Raw genomic sequence first — 17,110 nt, 5'->3', positions numbered from 1 at the left:
GGCCCCTATTGACGCGTTAATACGCCTCGTTAGCAAAAAAATGGCAAGTGTGCTCTGAAATGGATAAAAAGTAAGCCGCTTTTATCAATTTGCCTCAGCACTTATTCCCCGTGAAGGTAAAAAGCCGACTCGACAGAGTCGGCTTTTTGTTTGCTGAAGCTAGCTTAATAGCCTTTTTTATTAATTTTTAATCGAACGGATACATTTACATTAAAGAATGTCTAACTTAATTGTAACCCAGCAGTTGCAGCTGTTAATGTTATGTCATTATTGTTTGGGGTGAATTATGAAATACATTATCGTCACGTTGGGACTGGTTTTTATGACCTTGCAAGGGTGTCAAAATCAGTCGGCAGCATCGGCAGACGAACAAGCGGCCACTGTTGTGGTAGTCAAACCGTTAGTTAAAGATTGTGGCCCTAGCGGGATGCCACCTTTACGTGATCGCACTAAATTAACTGAAAATTTGCGGGCCCAAGGGCTAATCACCGCCGATATGGATCAAGCACAAATAGATAAAATTGTTGCTGATTACATCACTAAACGCCAAAAAGCATTTGAAAAATGCCATAAACCAACACCCAATACAGGTAAGTCGTAATGAGTAAGTTGACTAAATATCAAGGGTTAGCCATTTCAACGTTATTGCTTGCATGCACTAGCATGGCAGTACTTGCGGCTCCGCAAACGGGTACACCTGCTGATGGCGGGTTAATTAATGAACAACAAGTGCTGTATTGGTTGATTAAACGTGGTGAAGTGAGCGCCGACGCCAGTGAGGCCGTTAAACAAGCCGCTGTTGATGCCTTTGTGAGTCGAGGTCGTCATACAAGGTTTAAACCTGCCACTATTGAAGTCAAAGCTGAGCAACTGCGCATTAAACGCTCAGCGCAAAAAAACACTAATAGTGCTCAATATGCCGCGGCCAATAACAAAGTCTTAGCCGATCAAGATATCACCAAAACAGTAAAGGTTTTAGCTGTATTGGTGGACTTTCCAGACTTACCACACGATGCTAACCAACTTGAGGCTGGTGATACCGACATGTATTACAGCAGCTTTCCAGCATCCCATTATCAGCAACTATTATTTTCAGAAAGCGGTTTTGTAGGCCCAAGTAATCAAACTCTGCAATCGGCTTATCAGTATTTTCAGGCCGTGTCGGGTAATAGCTTTTATTTTACCGGCCAAGTGCAAGACTGGGTAACCGCAGACAACAATGCCGCTTATTACGGTGGTAATGATGTTGATGAAAATGACAAGGCAGTACCTGAGCTCGTCAAAGAAGCGGTGACCAAAGCCGTGCAAAACATGACTGACCTTGAATTAGCCCAATACGATATTGAAGACCCTTTTGATATAGATGGCGACGGTAATTATGATGAAGCAGATGGTATTATTGATCACGTGATGCTATTTCATTCTAGCATTGGTGAAGAAGCGGGTGGCGGAGTGTTAGGTACTGATGCCATTTGGTCGCACCGTTTTTATGTCGATTCGAATACCAATGGTTATATCATTCCTGGCCGTGGCGGTCTTAAGGTGTTTGGTTATACCGTGCAGCCTATCGATTCTGCTGCAGGAGTATGTACTCACGAGTTTGGTCATGATTTAGGCTTGCCGGATGAGTATGACACCACTAATAGCGGCGACGGTTCACCCGTAGGTTCTTGGTCGTTGATGTCTGGCGGTAGCTGGACGGGTAGCATTGCGGGTGCTCAACCCAGTGGTTTGAGTCCGTATGCAAAATCCTTCTTACAGCAAAAATACAAGGGTAAATGGGTTAATGAACAATATATATCACTGGCCGATTTAACCAGCAGCGGTACCGCTGTGAAGCTTAATCATGCTGTTAATACTGATGCGGTAAACCAGCTATCAATCGCGCTCCCTGCGGAGGACATTACGTTTAAAGCGCCATTAACCGGTCAATATCAATATTATTCAGGTCAAGGCAACCTGATCAATAATGCCATGTCATTTGATGTGACATTACCATTAGCGACGCCGTTATCCTTATCTTTTCAAGCCCATTGGGATATTGAAGATGATTATGATTATGTGCAGGTATTGGTTGATAGCGTTGCCATAGAAGGTAACCACACGAACAATACAAATTCAGTTTATCCTACGGTAAAACATTCGATTAGCGGTAAGTCGAGCGACATCAGTACCGCGTATGGAAGCGATTCTTGGGTGGACCTAAATTTTGATTTGAGCGCATATGCCGGTCGTGATGTGCAAATCAGTGTGGTGTACAAAACCGATGAAGCCGTTGGCGATTATGGTATGGCGATTGATGATATTCAATTAACCAACCAAGACACGGCATTTTATCGCGATGGAGCCGAAACTAACGCCGTGGCAACCTTATCTGGTTTTAGCCGCATTGAAGATAACCTTCCTGGTAAAGCAAGACGTTACATTGTGCAATTACGCAGCCACCAAGGTGTAGACGCTGGGCTGGTTTATGACAACTATGAAGCGGGTATATTGTTGTGGTTAGAAAACTTTAATCAAACCGATAACAATGTGTCATCGCATCCCGGAAAAGGGCTAATTGGTGTGGTAGATGCAGACCAAAACCTGATTGGCAGTCAGCCTACCGATGTGCAAATTCGCGATGCAACATTTAGCTTATTTGCCCAAAGTAGTTATAGCGGTGACAACCACTTAGCGGCAGAATCACTATTTGATGACAATCGTGACTACAGTGCGCCGTTAAAACCTCAGTCAGGTATTATTTTGCCTGAGTTAGGCTTTACCATACAAATCACCGAGCAAGCCAACGACAGCAGTACAGCAACCATTGAGTTTGCCTTGTCTGATAGCAGCGTATTGCCACCCGTTACGCTTACGGCCGACATTAATGCGCAAGCCATTGGTGCTGATGTGAGCTTTAATGCGGTGGTCAGTGGCGGCAGTGATTACACTTACCTATGGTCGTTTGGGATAAATAGTGCCACCAGTACCGATACTGCGCCAAGTTACACATACTCTGTATCGGGCGACTATATTGTCAGTGTTATTGTCAAAGATGGTGCGGGTAATACTGTGACGGCAACAGAAACAGTACGCGTGGTTATTCAGCCTATAGCGGCATTTTCTTTATCTCAAACTGAATTTACTGTGATGTTGACTAACACGTCTAGCCAAGGTTTTGGTCATTTGACTTATCTATGGGATTTTGGCGATAACAGTACTAGTACGGCGCAAAACCCAAGCCATACTTATACAGCAGCAGGTACTTATACCATTACGTTAGTGGCCACAGACTCTGTTGGTAATGTTGTTACGGTCAACCAAGCCGTAAACGTATTAGCGTCAATAGAGACTGTTGCTACGCCAGTTACAACAGACAGTGATAGCGGTGGTGGTAGTTTGGGTTGGTTAAGTGTGTTGATGCTGAGCTTGTTAGGATACTGGCGTAAGCGGGTTTAATCCTAACAATACAAAAACGCCCATAAGGGCGTTTTTTGTTTTAAATTAATAACATTAGATTATGAGATAGGGTTAACGAGCACACTAAGCGCTTTGATTAATATAATCGACCGCCGCAGGCAGAAATATTTCGCTAACAATAAGTTGTGAGTCATGTAAATTAAAGTAGCGTCTACGGCCCCATAAGCTGCTGTTAACGTGTTGATTTAAGCTGGTGGCTAAGGCTGCTAAACGGCCACAGGTTTTAAACTGGGCGACTTCAATATTGCCTGGCGTAATGTCTGGGCTAGTAAACAATAATTCACCCAAAGACCGAGTGCCAAGGCGAGTAAAATCATTGTATTGATTGTCATTGCGCTGAGTGCTTAAAATGGTTTGTGGGATCAGTGTTCGGGCAAATACCCATGGGATACCGTCAAGACACAATAATACCTCACGGACCCAAACAGGGTCAGTCTGAGCCGGGAACTCATCTGCTAGAGGCTCAAGTAAATGCTCGCCTAACACTTTTACTTCAAAATGATTACAGTGTGTCTTAAGGCGCAGGGTCAAACTCCCCGTTGCTAATAACCATTCTTTAAGCTGGCTATCGGGCAATGAATCGATTTTTTGTGGCGAAAACCAATGAATTGATTCACCATAAGGAAAGCTAATACTGGTCACATTCATCTAAAACTCGTTACAATATATCTCAACGGCATTAGTCTATCATGTCAAAGATGAGCAAACACTCTAAGGGAGTGGCCAATATGGCTTATTTAATTAACGTTCCACATTGACGGAGTTTGTTTCACTATGAAAAAATTGGTTTCAACGTTAGTTATGCTGTGTTGTTTTGCATTTAATGTCCATGCAGCAGATGAGCAAGCCCTCGAAGATTATGCTTATTACGGCTTTGAGCCGGACATTGTGACTAACTATATTTCGAATCGAAAAAAGTTAGGTTTTGTTAAAATCAGTGTTGAATTGATGGTAAAAGATCCAAACGATTTAATGAGCTTAGAGCATCACGATCCTTTGCTACGTTCGGCCATTGTTGAAATTTTAGGTAATCAGTCCGAAGAAAAGGTTAAATCCTTATCTGGAAGAGAAGACATTCGCCGTGAATGCTATGAGACGGTCAATAGCCTAATGGAGCAAGAAGTCGGTCGCTCTATTGTGGTTAATTTATTATTCACTAAGTATTTATACGATTAATGACCCGTTCAACGACACCGCCAGTGCGAGCCAAACATGATACCGCTAAGCGTCCGCCAAGCCGGTCGACTGCCAACATTAACCGCGCCTCGGTAAAGTTCAGCAAGCCTGTCTTATCAAAAGCATTGCATCCGCGTAATGCCCATCAACAGGGTTACGACTTTGCCGCATTAATAAGCGCTATGCCAGCGCTAGCCTCTTTTGTACGTCCAAACCCTTATGGTAATGATTCTATCGATTTTGCCGACCCTAAAGCGGTAAAAAGCCTCAATGCGGCATTGCTGCTGAGCGAGTATCACATTAATGGCTGGAATATTCCTGACGGATATTTGTGCCCACCGGTGCCTGGTCGAGTGGACTATTTACATTACATTGCTGATTTATTAGCGGTCAAAGGCAAGGTGGTTAAAGGGGCGCGTATTCGCGGATTGGATATCGGCACCGGTGCAAATGGTATCTATCCGTTACTTGGGATCCAAACCTATGGTTGGCAATTTGTGGCGTCGGATATTGATCCTGTCTCTATCGCTAATGTCGCCAAGATTGCACAACAAAATTCAAAGATTGCCACGCATTTGCAGTTAAGATTACAGCATCAACCCGAGCATATCTTTAACGGTCTGATTGCTACCGATGAACAGTTTGATGTCACTTTGTGTAACCCGCCGTTTCATCGTTCACTCGCTGAAGCATCTGAGGGATCATTACGTAAAGTTAATAATTTAGCCAAAAATAAGCAACAAAACCAGGGGCAAAAATCGCGTAAGTTAGCGGCAAGCCAAGCTAAGCCTACGCTTAATTTTGGTGGTCAAAAAGCAGAGCTATGGTGTGAGGGCGGTGAGCAACAATTTTTAGCTAATATGATCAAACAAAGCCGAGATTATGCTAACCAAGTGCTATGGTTTACCTCATTAGTCTCAAAGTCAGAAAACCTCAAACCTTGTTATCAATTACTCAAACAAGTGAACGCCGTTGAGGTGAAAACCATCGAGATGACACAAGGTAATAAAGCGACCCGCATATTAGCGTGGAGCTTTTTAAGCCCTGCATTACGTCAACAATGGGTCGCATTGCGTCCTTAATCCTTCGCTGCATCAAATGTTATCGTTTCACTGCCGTGATACACCAAAAAGTGCCGCCCTTTGGCGCGAGCAATTAGGGTAATACCCATTTGCTGGGCTAAGTCTAAGCCCATTTGGGTCACGCCACTGCGCGACAGTAGTACCGGTATGCCCATCTTGGCAACTTTAATGACCATTTCAGATGTCAGTCTACCTGTGGTGTAAAAAATTTTATCATGTCCCGATTGTTGATCTAACCACATATCTCCGGCGAGAGTATCGACGGCATTGTGGCGGCCAACATCTTCAACAAAGGCTAAAATTTTCTCGTCTTTGCATATTCCGCAGCCGTGGACGGCGCCGGCATTTTTGTAGGTTTCATTATAGGCATTAATGTTGCCGAGTAAGGCATAAATAGTCGATTGCTTTAATGCCGGTGTCGGCAATGATATCTTATCTAAACCTTCTAAAAACCCCCCATAAACCGTGCCTTGGCCACAACCGGATGTGACGGTTTTTTCGGCTAACTTCTGCTCAATATCCTCAGAGACCTCTTGGGTGATCACCGCAGCTGAGCTGACATCCCAATCAACAATAACCGATTCAAGTAAACTTAACTCACTAATAAACCCTTGGTTTTTTAAGTATCCAAGCGTTAGGGACTCTGGTTTTGCACCCAATGTCATTAAGGTCACAATGGGACGCCAATTTAAGTACACAGTTAATGGGCGTTCACAGGCGACAAATTTATCGACGACTTGACCTAGCTCGTTTACGGCTTTGACTGCAATGGTCAGCGGTACCTGAGTCTTGGTTTTAACAAATTTTATCGCGTTGCGCTGCAAAGATGTGGCTGAAACAGATTGAATCATAAGCGAGTTAGCCTCTAAGTGGGTGTTTCATTAATGGGAGTAGGCCGTGTTTGCCTGCTTCATCACCTAATAAGCATAGCAATTATTATTCCCTTAACTTAAAACAACTTACCTAAGCGTGATCTGGCGCAAATCTTGACAAATTCAATGTTATTGGCGTGTATTTATGTCCCACCTAAAATTGCATAGTGGACATATTGTCCTATTATTACTAATAATTTCGGGATCTAGTTCAAAGTTATTTTTACTTTCTAGTTGGCATCATTTTTGCTGCTACTTTAATAATAAAGAAATCAATCTAGTGTATTTCAATACACATATTCATGTCAGAGGTAAGCATTCCATGCAACACACCGACACGATTTGGCCAATGTATGTTTCACTCAAAAAAGTGCAAACCCAAGTAGGGCGTTGGACATCAGTCCGTTGGGAGCTTGACCAAATGATTCCTGCCACGCTAGAACAGCCTGACAATGGTGTTTTGGTTAAATTGGCATTACACAAAGATGAACGTGGTAGTTATCGCATCAATCTTGATATGGATAATTCAACACTTTTTATCGTATGCGACGAACTGATTGATGGCACATGGGTTCCTGCGATGATTTCAGCTGACCAATATGTCAGCGCTGGCTGTCTTGAATCAGATACTCCGGTGCTCAATATCCCAATGCCTGGTGCAATAGCTTGTTGGATAGAAGCATTTATCACTCGTCACGGCGAGGTCGAGATCAGTGCCCATAGACGTAAGCATGTTAACCGTCGTAAAAATGAAGGACCCAGCGCTAATCACTCAGGGAAAATGCAATGAATGATAAGGCTGAAGGATTAATTAACCGTTGGGAGCTTAGGCGTCAGCGGGTCGCTGAAGAGGCTGAACAAGAAGCGCTGCTGCAGCACACGCTAGATCATGCTGATGACACAGACACGCTACCAGCGGAAACGCTGCAAGACGTTAGCACAATAGACCATGAGCCCGATGAGGTGACAGAGTCTGAGCCGTTACCTGACCCGAGTACTATTGAAGTTGGCGGCAGTTTTGCGCGTTTTATGGCCAAAAGTGTTGACCCAACGACTAAAGCCGCAGCGCTGCGAGCGTTATGGAAACAACCGCAATACGGTCATATCGATGGGCTACTTGAATATGCGCTGGATTATACAAATCAACCGTTACTCTCTGCGGATGTCTCAGCCGAGTTGGCCAATAAAGTATTTCGTTATGTCATTGAAAAAGAACAGCCTGAGCCAGAATTAGATGCTGACTTAGCACAAACCGATTTAGCACAAACTGACTTAGCGGAAACAGCACTGGCTGAACAAACCGACTCGATAACTGAAGAGGAGCAAATTGTTTTAGCCGATGAAAATGCACCACAGATTGCAGCGTTATCGTCACAAGAACAACCGCTTTGTCACGATGATGACCTGATAAAGCAAGCTGCCGCCAGCGATGAGGCGAAAGCGTAATACCGACAGTCACTAAATAAATGTGACACAGATAAAAGCCGTTATTTAACGATTTAGCACGAGTTAGAGTTAATTAATGATAGTCAATTAATGACCAGCAATAAGCGTCAACAGTGAACTGAGCTACCACTGTTAATGAGGTATAAAAACCGAGAATTGGGAACGCAATGAGTATTAGAAAAAACCAGCCACAGCTGAAACAAGCACGACAACAGGTAATGGCGAATACGCAGATTTTGCAAAATTTAATTCCGCCTACTGTCAGCTATACCACCAAGGGGCATGTGCTCGTTATTGGGCCTGAAGATCTGGCGCGTTTAGCGGCGGACAAATTGTCCACTATGGCAAGCCGGGTTATTTTGGCCAATGAAGCGATCACTAGCCAAGACGAAACCCACCTTGAAGCAGTAATGAATGCGGCCACTGATGTCGAAAGTTATTACAATAAATTGGCAAGCGTTAAAGGTTTTCTAGGACAGTTTCAGGTTAAAGTGGAAGGTGAAAGCGGTATCACAGAGTTAAGTGTGGTCGCCATTCGTCAAGCGCATTTTGATATCGTGCTCGATTTAAGCCACAGTCCCTGCATCAGCCTTGAAATGCTTCCACCGGGTTACTTTTATGTTGGCCAAGACTCCGCGTTACTTGCTGATGCAATTGCCAACATTCCAGACTTAATCGGTGAGTTTGATAAACCGCGCTATGTTCGGGTTAACAGTGATATTTGTGCCCATGACAAACACGGCTTAAACGGTTGTAACCGTTGTTTAAACTTTTGTCCTGCCGATGCCATTAGTAGCGTAGCGCATAAAATTGAAATTGATCCTTATCTTTGTCATGGCGCAGGCAGTTGTACCAATGCATGCCCAACAGGGGCGTTAAGTTACGATTTACCCACCCCAGCATCACTGCATACTTACCTTGAAAAGCTAGTCAGTCGTTATCGCCAAGAAGCACAAACTGCACCGGTTATTTTATTTCATGACAATGAAGCGGGTGCCGAATGGATTACGGAACAGCTCAGTGGTGACGTTTTACCTGTCGCAATGGAAGAAATCACCGTGGCGAGTATTGACCATTGGTTGGCAGCATTAGCTAATGGCGCACGGGAAATTTTAATCTTACAAACGCCGACAACAGCACCAACATTACTGCAAATGCTTAAAGGTGAGTCAGCATTAGCGAATCGTATTCTCGATCAAATGGGCCAGCCACAACGGATCCGGTTAATTACCCCGTCAGAGCTAAGCCAATTAGATGATGTGCTAGCGGTTAGTTTAGCTTGGCCAGTGATAATGCCGATGACCTTAAACGCTATCGAACCTAATACCAATGTGAAACGCAGTATCGTGTTTCAAGCTATTGACCACCTTAATGGCCAAGCCGCAGGTGTTGATGATGTGTTAGCCATGGCGAATATTCCATACGGTATGGTGAGCATAAACAGCGACAAGTGCACATTATGCATGTCGTGTGTGGCCACGTGTCCAACACAAGCGTTAAAGGATGGTGGCGATTCACCGGCACTTAAGTTTGTCGAGCAAGATTGCGTCCAATGTGGGTTATGCGAAGCCGCCTGTCCCGAAAACGTGATTAGCTTAGTGCCACAAATCAACTTCAATCAGTCTGCAAGACAACAAGTTCAAATGTTAAAGCAAGAACCCCCATTTGAATGTATCCGATGCGGTAGCGAATTTGCGACTCAATCAATGATACATAAAGTAATTGAGATGGTGGGTGAACATAGCGCATTTAGCGCTAATATTGAGCGTTTGAAAATGTGTGGCGATTGCCGTGTAAAAGACATGTTTGAAGACATCCTTGACGATCCAGAAAAGCAATTGCAATAAGAGATCTGCTATGACAGAAACAGGAAGAAAAGTAAGTGAGAATGATCAGTTAAGAGCCGATATATATCAGCTACTGGCTGCGTTATTACGCCGCCAACCAAGTGCTGAATTATTGCAGTTTTTAGCTGATTTAGAGGTAGAAGCCGAAGAAGGCAATACCATGAGCCAAGCATGGCATGCGTTAAAACTCGCGGCATCAAACAGTGACACCAACACATTAGAAGATGAATATTTTGCCATTTTCTTAGGCGTTGGCAGTGGCGAGATTATGCCTTATGGCAGTTGGTTTATGACCGGGTCGTTAATGGATAAACCCTTAGCGGCATTGCGTAATGACCTAATGCAACTGGGTTTTGAACGTGAAGATAACGTCAAAGAGCCAGAAGACCATGTCGCCGCGTTATGTGAAGTCATGGGCTGCCTAATTTTAGAGGCGCCAGGTTACCGCCAATTAGCGTTTTATCAACGCCATATTGGCAGTTGGATTATGCATTTTTGTGACAATTTAGCCAAAACACCAAGTGCTATTTTTTACCAAAGCGTAGCACAATTAGCTCAAGCATTTTTCACCGCTGAAGCCAATGAATTTGAACAGCTAAGTTTAGATATTCCGGTGAATTGTCCAGGTAGTGCTGATTTAGATCCGCTTGAACAAGAAGTTGTACAAATTAATTAAACCGGGTGATGGCATATTCTGCCTCATCTTTTTATCAACAAGGAGACAATATGAAGAAGCAAGCTTCCGACATGGGTCGTCGTCAAATGCTAAAAGCATTAGCGCTCGGCAGTGCGGCAGGTGCTGTGGCCAGTGTCAGTGCACCCGCACTTGCGCAAGTCACTAAACCGTCTGCAGAGCCTACGAGCAGTAACTATCGCGAAACTGAGCATATCCTTAACTACTATGCTTCGTTAAGAAAATAACAAAGGAGAGTGTGTGATGCGATTAACCCGCAAAACAGACACGGCCGCCAAAGCTGAAAAGTTAGGCCTAGGTCTCAACCGACGTCAATTCCTCAAGTCTGCCAGTTTGGCAACGGGTGGAATTGCTGCGGCTTCAATGCTTGGCGCTGGAATGATGCGTAAAGCTGAAGCGAAAGATGTACCCCATGATGCACCAACAGAAGTAATACGGACTATTTGTTCACATTGCTCGGTTGGTTGTGGTGTTTATGCCGAAGTTCAAAATGGCGTGTGGACAGGGCAAGAGCCTGCGTTCGATCATCCATTTAACGCTGGTGGACATTGTGCCAAAGGCGCGGCATTGCGCGAGCATGGTCATGGTGAAAAACGTCTTAAATATCCAATGAAACTTGAAGGAGGAAAGTGGAAAAAACTTTCTTGGGAACAAGCGATTGAAGAAGTTGGTCAACGAGCCCTTGATATCCGTCAAGAGTCTGGTCCTGATTCAGTTTACTTTATGGGTAGTGCTAAGTTCTCAAATGAACAAGCTTATATGTACCGCAAATTAGCGGCAATGTGGGGCACGAACAACGTCGACCACTCTGCACGTATTTGTCACTCTACCACGGTAGCCGGTGTTGCAAACACTTGGGGTTACGGTGCGCAAACGAACTCATTTAATGATATTCGTAACTCGAAAGCGATGATGTTCATCGGTTCGAATCCTTGTGAAGCTCATCCAGTTGCTATGCAACACATCCTTGAAGGTAAAGAGCGCGGCGCGAAAATTATCGTTGTCGACCCTCGTTTTACCCGAACTGCAGCTAAGTCTGACGAGTTCGTGCATATTCGTCCTGGTACGGATATTCCTTACATTTACGGATTATTGTGGCATATTTTTGAAAATGGCTGGGAAGATCAAACGTTCATCGACCAACGTGTATACGGTATGGAACGTATCCGTGAGGAAGTGAAGAAGTGGAACCCACAAGAAGTTGAACATGTTGCTGGCGTACCTGAAAAGCAAATGTATCGTGTAGCGAAACTGCTTGCAGAAACTAAGCCAGGTACAGTGGTTTGGTGTATGGGTGGTACTCAACATCACATTGGTAATGCTAACACTCGTGCATACTGTATCCTTCAGTTAGCGCTAGGTAATATGGGTGTTTCTGGTGGCGGTACTAACATTTTCCGTGGTCACGATAACGTTCAAGGTGCAACTGACTTTGGTCTATTGTTCGATACGTTACCAGGTTACTACGGCTTAACCTCCGGCTCATGGGGCCATTGGTGTAACGTTTGGGACTTAGACTTTGATTGGGTTAAAAACCGTTTCGACCAAGAGCAGCATTTAGAGCAAGATCCGATGACGTCTACAGGTATCCCATGTTCTCGTTGGCATGATGGTGTACTGGAAGATAAATCTAAGATTGCACAGAAAGATAACATTCGTATGGCATTCTTCTGGGGTCAATCTGTTAACACCGAAACCCGTGGCCGTGAAGTGCGTGAAGCATTGAATAAAATGGACACAGTCGTTGTTGTGGATCCTTTCCCAACAATGGCCGGTGTTATGCACGAACGCCAAGATGGCGTGTATTTATTACCTGCGTCAACTCAGTTTGAAACTTACGGTTCAGTATCTGCTTCAAACCGTTCACTACAGTGGCGTAGCCAAGTCATTGAACCATTATTCGAGTCTAAGCCTGACCATGTGATCATGTACAAGCTGGCGAAGAAGTGGGGCATTGATGCTGAATTCTGTAAGCATATTAAAGTGAATGGCGATGAGCCGTTGATTGAAGATATGACACGTGAGTTCAACAGAGGTATGTGGACCATTGGTTACACTGGCCAAAGTCCTGAACGTTTGAAAATGCACCAAGAAAACTGGGGCACTTTCGACATTAACTCACTTGAAGCACCTGGCGGCCCAGCTAAAGGCGAAACTTATGGTTTACCTTGGCCATGTTGGGGCACCCCAGAAATGAAACATCCAGGTTCGCAAATCTTGTATCGCACTGACCGCGAAGTTAAATTCGGTGGCGGTAACTTCCGTGCTCGTTATGGTGTTGAGCATAATGGTACTAACATTCTTGCTGAAGGTTCTTTCTCAAAAGGTAGTGAAATCGAAGATGGTTACCCAGAGTTTACTGCAGACATGCTTAAACAGCTTGGCTGGTGGGATGACCTAACTGCTGAAGAAAAAGTTCATGCTGAAGGTAAAAACTGGAAGACTGATATTTCTGGTGGTATTCAGCGCGTGGCAATCAAGCATGGTTGTATGCCTTACGGTAACGCTAAAGCGCGTTGTGTTGTTTGGAACTTCCCGGATGATATCCCGATTCATCGCGAGCCGTTATATACCCCTCGTCGTGACTTAGTGGCTAAGTATCCAACTTATGAAGATCGTATGGTGGCTCGTCTACCAACACTTTATAAGTCTATTCAAGAGAAAGACTTTGCTAAAGACTTCCCTCTTGCAGTAACAACCGGACGTTTGGTTGAGTTCGAAGGTGGTGGTGAAGAAACCCGTTGTAACCCATGGCTTGCTGAACTACAGCAAGAAATGTTTATCGAGATCAACCCAGCAGATGCTGCAGATCGCGGTTTACGTGATGGCGATGATGTGTTTGTCCACAGTCCAGAAGGTGCCAAAATTACCGTTAAGGCAATGGTGACACCGCGTGTTATTGCGGGTGAATGTTTTATGCCATACCACTTCGCGGGTGTGTTTGAAGGCAAGAGTTTAGCCGAAAACTACCCAGAGGGTACTGTGCCTTACGTGATTGGCGAAGCTGCCAATACCGTCATGACTTATGGTTATGACGTCGTCACGCAAATGCAAGAGACCAAAGCTAGCTTGTGTCAGATAAGCAAAGCCTAAACACTTGATGAGGAGATAAGCCATCATGGCAGTCATGAAATTTCTGTGTGACACCAAACGCTGCATCGAGTGTAACGGTTGCGTCACAGCATGTAAAAACGAAAACGACTCTGCTTTAGAGTGGGGTATTCAACGTCGCCGCGTGGTGACACTTAACGACGGCGTTCCTGGAGAAGCGTCAATCTCAGTCGCATGTATGCATTGTACCGATGCACCTTGTATGGCGGTATGTCCGGCCGACTGTTTCTACCGTACCGAAGACGGCATTGTGCTGCATAACAAAGATACGTGTATCGGTTGTGGCTATTGCTTCTATGCTTGCCCATTTGGCGCACCACAGTTCCCTCAAAAGAGTGCATTTGGTAGCCGTGGCAAAATGGATAAGTGTACTTTCTGTGCGGGTGGCCCAGAAGAAGATCATTCAGAAGCCGAGCGCTTAAAATACGGTTCTAACCGTATTGCAGAAGGCAAATTACCCATGTGTGCTGAGCTTTGTTCAACCAAAGCGTTGTTGGCCGGTGATGCAGGCATAGTGTCTGATATTTACCGTCAACGTATGGCCGCTCGTGGTAATCCAAATGTGATTTGGGGCTACAATCCTAAAACAGGCGAAATGATCTAACCCAGAGCAATGGCTGCGATAATTATCGCAGTCATATAAGGAGTGACAATGTTAACTTTAACGTTAAACAAATCACTGCGCAGGATGTTTGCTCTGTTGGTTCTGTGTATGGGATTGGGATTGGTTATGTCGCCGGTGTATGCCGCCGATGAACAATCAAGTCAGCAACAAGCAAAGTCTAAAACCAGTGATGCAGATCTCTGGCGCGCAGTAAAAGCCGGCGAACCAGGATACAGTACAGACAAAGGTCTTGATGCTGATGTGCTGATTAATGTCGCGGGTAATGAAGGTAAGATATTACGAAATACTTACCTAAAACCCGCACTTGGTTTAGCCTTTATAGGGGTTTTTGCGGCCTTTTTAGTGTTTTACTTAGTCAATGGTCCATCAACACTGAGTAAAGGCTTTTCGGGTAAAATGGTACTTCGCTGGAGCAAAAGTGATCTTTGGTTACATTGGACGATGGCGATATCTTGCCTAATCATGATGCTAACTGGATTGGTCATTATGCTTGGGCGGCATGTCTTAGCCCCTTATGTCGGTGACGGCATTTGGGCGGGGGTCATCGCCTTTAGTAAGTTTTCCCATGATTGGTCTAGCCCCATTTTTATGGTGTCTTGGCTGTTGTGCATCATCAAGTGGATGCCACTACAAACCTTCAAAATGTATGACTTGAAATGGTTTTTATTGGTCGGTGGTTACATTAACTTTGGCCCATTTAAAGGCAAGCACCCAGACAGTGGGTTTGCCAATGCGGGTGAAAAAATGTGGTTCTGGACCTTAGCTATTTTCGGTCTTAGCATCAGTGCCACAGGGATAATCTTAGTATTTCCCCTGCTCGATTTACCACGTGAGCTGTCAATGCTCGCACTCCTTGTGCATGGCGTAAGCGCAGTAATTTTAATCGCGTTTACCATCGTGCATATTTGGATGGCGACCGTACTCAGTGAAGGTAGTATGGAGAATATGGTGTCAGGCTATTGCGACGAAAACTGGGCTTCGCAGCACCACAATATGTGGTACGACGAAATCAAAGCAGATGGTTCGTTAAAATACAAAGAGTAAAGCAGTCATACTGGTGTTAACACACTCGTATATTGCCGAAATAAAACACCTTGTTGGGTAACTAACAAGGTGTTTTTTTGTTTAGGTTCTTTCTAAGGGCGGATCAATAGCATTTTGGTGTTGCCCGCAATGTGAAACTGGGCGGTAGCCGTTTATGGGATTAATCTCGCTATTAAAAATAGTCGAGCGTGAAGCTGTTCTGAGGCTGTTGGGTTAAATGCGTAAAATTGAGTGGTGTGCCCTATGAAAAGGCGTGCTTAGTTAATACACAATTAGCTGAGACGACAGCACACATCATTACGCAGGGAAATTATGATGCAGTACAGTAACAGGACAATAGAAAGTGATGAAACAGCTCAAAGCCTAGCTTAAAAGATGTCATCAGAACAAACGATTAGCCGAGTTTTTGTACAAAAACTACCGACAAAAAAGCAAATTTCTATAGCATCTTACGCTAAGTAAGGCGTTACCGATTAATGTGGCTGTGGCATCGGCCAAATCCAATAAACAATGTATGCATCGCAAACAGCGCAACGCATAAATACTAGAACGTTAGGGTTCTAAGGGTGGGATCATTTGAGTGAATTTATTACCGCAATTTGGCCATTACTCTGTCTTTCGATGTTTCCTTTGGCTTTATAGTATTTGGTGGCGGCTAAACGTGTTTTAAATCTCTTGGAGTCTGCCCCTCCGAAGTTTGGCTTGAACGGGGAAACCTTCAACTTATCAAAAATAAACCCATCAGTAACTCTTATAAGTTTATGGTGTTTATACTAGAAGCAGATTACAGTTTGCTCAAGGATGAAAGCTATCGAGGAAAGGTCATTTACTCAGGCCTCTTTTAATTAGCGGGCGTTTGATCCTAGTTTTTGCATTTATAGCACCAATAGTCATTGGCCGACAATAAATATAACACGCTGCTAAATTCATATTCACTAAGGCTGTTATGCCGTTTGCTGAGCAAATCGCCCGCCAGCACTTGGTTCACTTATTAGCAGGGCGTTAGACCCTAAAATGAGAAATAAAATCATGAAGATAATGAGTCTTGATCATGTTGGTATTCGAGTAATGGAGTTTGATAGAGCGATCCGATTTTATGAAAAACTGGGGTTTTCGGTAACTAGGCAAGACTCGAAAGAGCATGTTGTGGTACTGAAACATGACAGTGGAGTAGAAATAAATCTCTTGGATAGCGGTAGCAATGATAATAATCAGAAGAACGTACTAATGGATGTTGAAAACAAATATCCTGGTTATACGCATTATGCATTAGAAGTTAACTCTGCTGTAAACGCGAAACAGTACCTAGAGTCTATTGGATTAGTCGTTACTGAAGGACCCGTTACCTTTGGTGATGGTAAAACATCTATTTTCATTCGCGATCCAGATAAAAATGTTATTGAATTGACACAACTTCCATAGGTACAACGATGGCAACTAAAAATAATGATGATAATCCCGTTGATAATAGCTTTGAGTACGCTATGTCGCAGCGAGGCAATCCGGTTGATGATCCACTTGCGGCCATTAAAACGATGCGTTTAGAGCAACTGGCGGTATGTCGCCTAAAAGCAGTAAAAGAAATGCAAGCTATGGGCGATAAAGCGACAAAGAGTAAAGTAAAAACCGATGACTAAGAAGCTGTAACTCACGTTGTACTATTACTTATAATATCATGCCTATGTATCTGAGTCAGTTTTGGCCTATTCTTATAGTATAAATCAAGACTAGAAGTGAGATTTACTATGAAA

General features: G+C 44.0%; 16 protein-coding genes. 14 read left to right on the top strand and 2 right to left on the bottom strand.

Going from position 1 to position 17,110, the window contains the following annotated elements; translation table 11 throughout:
* Positions 1-286: 286 nt before the first annotated feature.
* Positions 287-601, top strand: coding sequence for a hypothetical protein (locus tag AAEZ02_RS18270; RefSeq protein WP_124012948.1), 315 nt, complete (start codon positions 287-289; stop codon positions 599-601).
* Entirely contained in the window at positions 601-3,441 is a 2,841-nt protein-coding gene (locus AAEZ02_RS18265; RefSeq protein WP_351088619.1) for an immune inhibitor A domain-containing protein, read from the top strand. The genes AAEZ02_RS18270 and AAEZ02_RS18265 overlap by 1 nt, the downstream gene beginning before the upstream one ends.
* An 84-nt stretch (positions 3,442-3,525) precedes the next feature.
* On the opposite strand, the gene AAEZ02_RS18260 is transcribed toward AAEZ02_RS18265, so the two are convergent.
* Positions 3,526-4,110: a chorismate--pyruvate lyase family protein gene (locus AAEZ02_RS18260; RefSeq protein ID WP_124012950.1), complete on the bottom strand. Its 585-nt coding sequence runs from the start codon at positions 4,108-4,110 to the stop codon at positions 3,526-3,528.
* A 126-nt stretch (positions 4,111-4,236) separates the two neighbouring features.
* Between AAEZ02_RS18260 and AAEZ02_RS18255 the strand changes: the two genes are divergently transcribed.
* Together AAEZ02_RS18255 and rlmF are read left to right on the top strand one after the other, a co-directional pair.
* Positions 4,237-4,638 (top strand): flagellar basal body-associated protein FliL, encoded by a 402-nt coding sequence (locus tag AAEZ02_RS18255; RefSeq protein ID WP_124012951.1) that lies wholly within the window; start codon positions 4,237-4,239, stop codon positions 4,636-4,638.
* Positions 4,638-5,720 carry a 23S rRNA (adenine(1618)-N(6))-methyltransferase RlmF gene (gene rlmF / locus AAEZ02_RS18250; protein ID WP_124012952.1) on the top strand — a complete coding sequence of 361 codons (1,083 nt, stop codon included), beginning with the start codon at positions 4,638-4,640 and terminating at the stop codon, positions 5,718-5,720. The genes AAEZ02_RS18255 and rlmF overlap by 1 nt, the downstream gene beginning before the upstream one ends.
* Here the strand turns inward: rlmF and AAEZ02_RS18245 are convergent.
* Positions 5,717-6,571: a formate dehydrogenase accessory sulfurtransferase FdhD gene (locus AAEZ02_RS18245; protein WP_124012953.1), complete on the bottom strand. Its 855-nt coding sequence runs from the start codon at positions 6,569-6,571 to the stop codon at positions 5,717-5,719. The two genes, rlmF and AAEZ02_RS18245, sit on opposite strands and share 4 nt — an antisense overlap.
* A 343-nt stretch (positions 6,572-6,914) precedes the next feature.
* Between AAEZ02_RS18245 and AAEZ02_RS18240 the strand changes: the two genes are divergently transcribed.
* From AAEZ02_RS18240 to AAEZ02_RS18195, 10 genes are all read left to right on the top strand, one after another.
* Positions 6,915-7,382, top strand: coding sequence for a DUF3305 domain-containing protein (locus AAEZ02_RS18240; RefSeq protein ID WP_101033515.1), 468 nt, complete (start codon positions 6,915-6,917; stop codon positions 7,380-7,382).
* Positions 7,379-8,038, top strand: coding sequence for a DUF3306 domain-containing protein (locus AAEZ02_RS18235; RefSeq protein ID WP_124012954.1), 660 nt, complete (start codon positions 7,379-7,381; stop codon positions 8,036-8,038). Before AAEZ02_RS18240 ends, AAEZ02_RS18235 begins: the two co-directional genes overlap by 4 nt.
* A gap of 167 nt (positions 8,039-8,205) precedes the next feature.
* Positions 8,206-9,885: a 4Fe-4S binding protein gene (locus AAEZ02_RS18230; protein ID WP_124012955.1), complete on the top strand. Its 1,680-nt coding sequence runs from the start codon at positions 8,206-8,208 to the stop codon at positions 9,883-9,885.
* 10 nt (positions 9,886-9,895) lie between these two features.
* A complete protein-coding gene (locus AAEZ02_RS18225; protein WP_101033521.1) occupies positions 9,896-10,561 on the top strand; it encodes a TorD/DmsD family molecular chaperone in 666 nt (221 codons plus the stop codon).
* A gap of 50 nt (positions 10,562-10,611) precedes the next feature.
* Positions 10,612-10,806, top strand: a complete 195-nt coding sequence (locus AAEZ02_RS18220; protein ID WP_101033523.1) for a formate dehydrogenase — start codon at positions 10,612-10,614, stop codon at positions 10,804-10,806.
* 16 nt (positions 10,807-10,822) lie between these two features.
* Positions 10,823-13,672 carry a formate dehydrogenase subunit alpha gene (locus AAEZ02_RS18215; RefSeq protein WP_124013016.1) on the top strand — a complete coding sequence of 950 codons (2,850 nt, stop codon included), beginning with the start codon at positions 10,823-10,825 and terminating at the stop codon, positions 13,670-13,672.
* 25 nt (positions 13,673-13,697) lie between these two features.
* The gene (gene fdh3B, locus AAEZ02_RS18210) at positions 13,698-14,294 is read left to right on the top strand and encodes a formate dehydrogenase FDH3 subunit beta (RefSeq protein ID WP_101033528.1); all 597 of its coding nucleotides are present in this window, start codon (positions 13,698-13,700) and stop codon (positions 14,292-14,294) included.
* Positions 14,295-14,342: 48 nt separating this feature from the next.
* Positions 14,343-15,359 carry a formate dehydrogenase subunit gamma gene (locus AAEZ02_RS18205; RefSeq protein ID WP_124012956.1) on the top strand — a complete coding sequence of 339 codons (1,017 nt, stop codon included), beginning with the start codon at positions 14,343-14,345 and terminating at the stop codon, positions 15,357-15,359.
* Positions 15,360-16,373: 1,014 nt separating this feature from the next.
* On the top strand, positions 16,374-16,781 hold the full coding sequence (locus AAEZ02_RS18200) for a VOC family protein (RefSeq protein WP_101033532.1): 408 nt from the start codon (positions 16,374-16,376) through the stop codon (positions 16,779-16,781).
* An 8-nt stretch (positions 16,782-16,789) separates the two neighbouring features.
* Positions 16,790-16,996 (top strand): hypothetical protein, encoded by a 207-nt coding sequence (locus AAEZ02_RS18195; protein ID WP_101033534.1) that lies wholly within the window; start codon positions 16,790-16,792, stop codon positions 16,994-16,996.
* Positions 16,997-17,110 lie beyond the last annotated feature (114 nt).

The sequence above is a fragment of the Shewanella sp. T24-MNA-CIBAN-0130 genome, assembly GCF_040310185.1.
GTDB lineage: Bacteria > Pseudomonadota > Gammaproteobacteria > Enterobacterales > Shewanellaceae > Shewanella > Shewanella psychromarinicola.
This window is presented reverse-complemented; position numbering and strand designations above follow the sequence as displayed.

Bases quoted from the DNA above. Each gene is read 5' to 3' on its own strand.
- AAEZ02_RS18270 (WP_124012948.1), top strand. From the start codon at position 287: ATGAAATACATTATCGTCACGTTGGGACTGGTTTTTATGACCTTGCAA.
- AAEZ02_RS18265 (WP_351088619.1), top strand. From the start codon at position 601: ATGAGTAAGTTGACTAAATATCAAGGGTTAGCCATTTCAACGTTATTG.
- AAEZ02_RS18260 (WP_124012950.1), bottom strand. From the start codon at position 4,110: ATGAATGTGACCAGTATTAGCTTTCCTTATGGTGAATCAATTCATTGG.
- AAEZ02_RS18255 (WP_124012951.1), top strand. From the start codon at position 4,237: ATGAAAAAATTGGTTTCAACGTTAGTTATGCTGTGTTGTTTTGCATTT.
- rlmF (WP_124012952.1), top strand. From the start codon at position 4,638: ATGACCCGTTCAACGACACCGCCAGTGCGAGCCAAACATGATACCGCT.
- AAEZ02_RS18245 (WP_124012953.1), bottom strand. From the start codon at position 6,571: ATGATTCAATCTGTTTCAGCCACATCTTTGCAGCGCAACGCGATAAAA.
- AAEZ02_RS18240 (WP_101033515.1), top strand. From the start codon at position 6,915: ATGCAACACACCGACACGATTTGGCCAATGTATGTTTCACTCAAAAAA.
- AAEZ02_RS18235 (WP_124012954.1), top strand. From the start codon at position 7,379: ATGAATGATAAGGCTGAAGGATTAATTAACCGTTGGGAGCTTAGGCGT.
- AAEZ02_RS18230 (WP_124012955.1), top strand. From the start codon at position 8,206: ATGAGTATTAGAAAAAACCAGCCACAGCTGAAACAAGCACGACAACAG.
- AAEZ02_RS18225 (WP_101033521.1), top strand. From the start codon at position 9,896: ATGACAGAAACAGGAAGAAAAGTAAGTGAGAATGATCAGTTAAGAGCC.
- AAEZ02_RS18220 (WP_101033523.1), top strand. From the start codon at position 10,612: ATGAAGAAGCAAGCTTCCGACATGGGTCGTCGTCAAATGCTAAAAGCA.
- AAEZ02_RS18215 (WP_124013016.1), top strand. From the start codon at position 10,823: ATGCGATTAACCCGCAAAACAGACACGGCCGCCAAAGCTGAAAAGTTA.
- fdh3B (WP_101033528.1), top strand. From the start codon at position 13,698: ATGGCAGTCATGAAATTTCTGTGTGACACCAAACGCTGCATCGAGTGT.
- AAEZ02_RS18205 (WP_124012956.1), top strand. From the start codon at position 14,343: ATGTTAACTTTAACGTTAAACAAATCACTGCGCAGGATGTTTGCTCTG.
- AAEZ02_RS18200 (WP_101033532.1), top strand. From the start codon at position 16,374: ATGAGAAATAAAATCATGAAGATAATGAGTCTTGATCATGTTGGTATT.
- AAEZ02_RS18195 (WP_101033534.1), top strand. From the start codon at position 16,790: ATGGCAACTAAAAATAATGATGATAATCCCGTTGATAATAGCTTTGAG.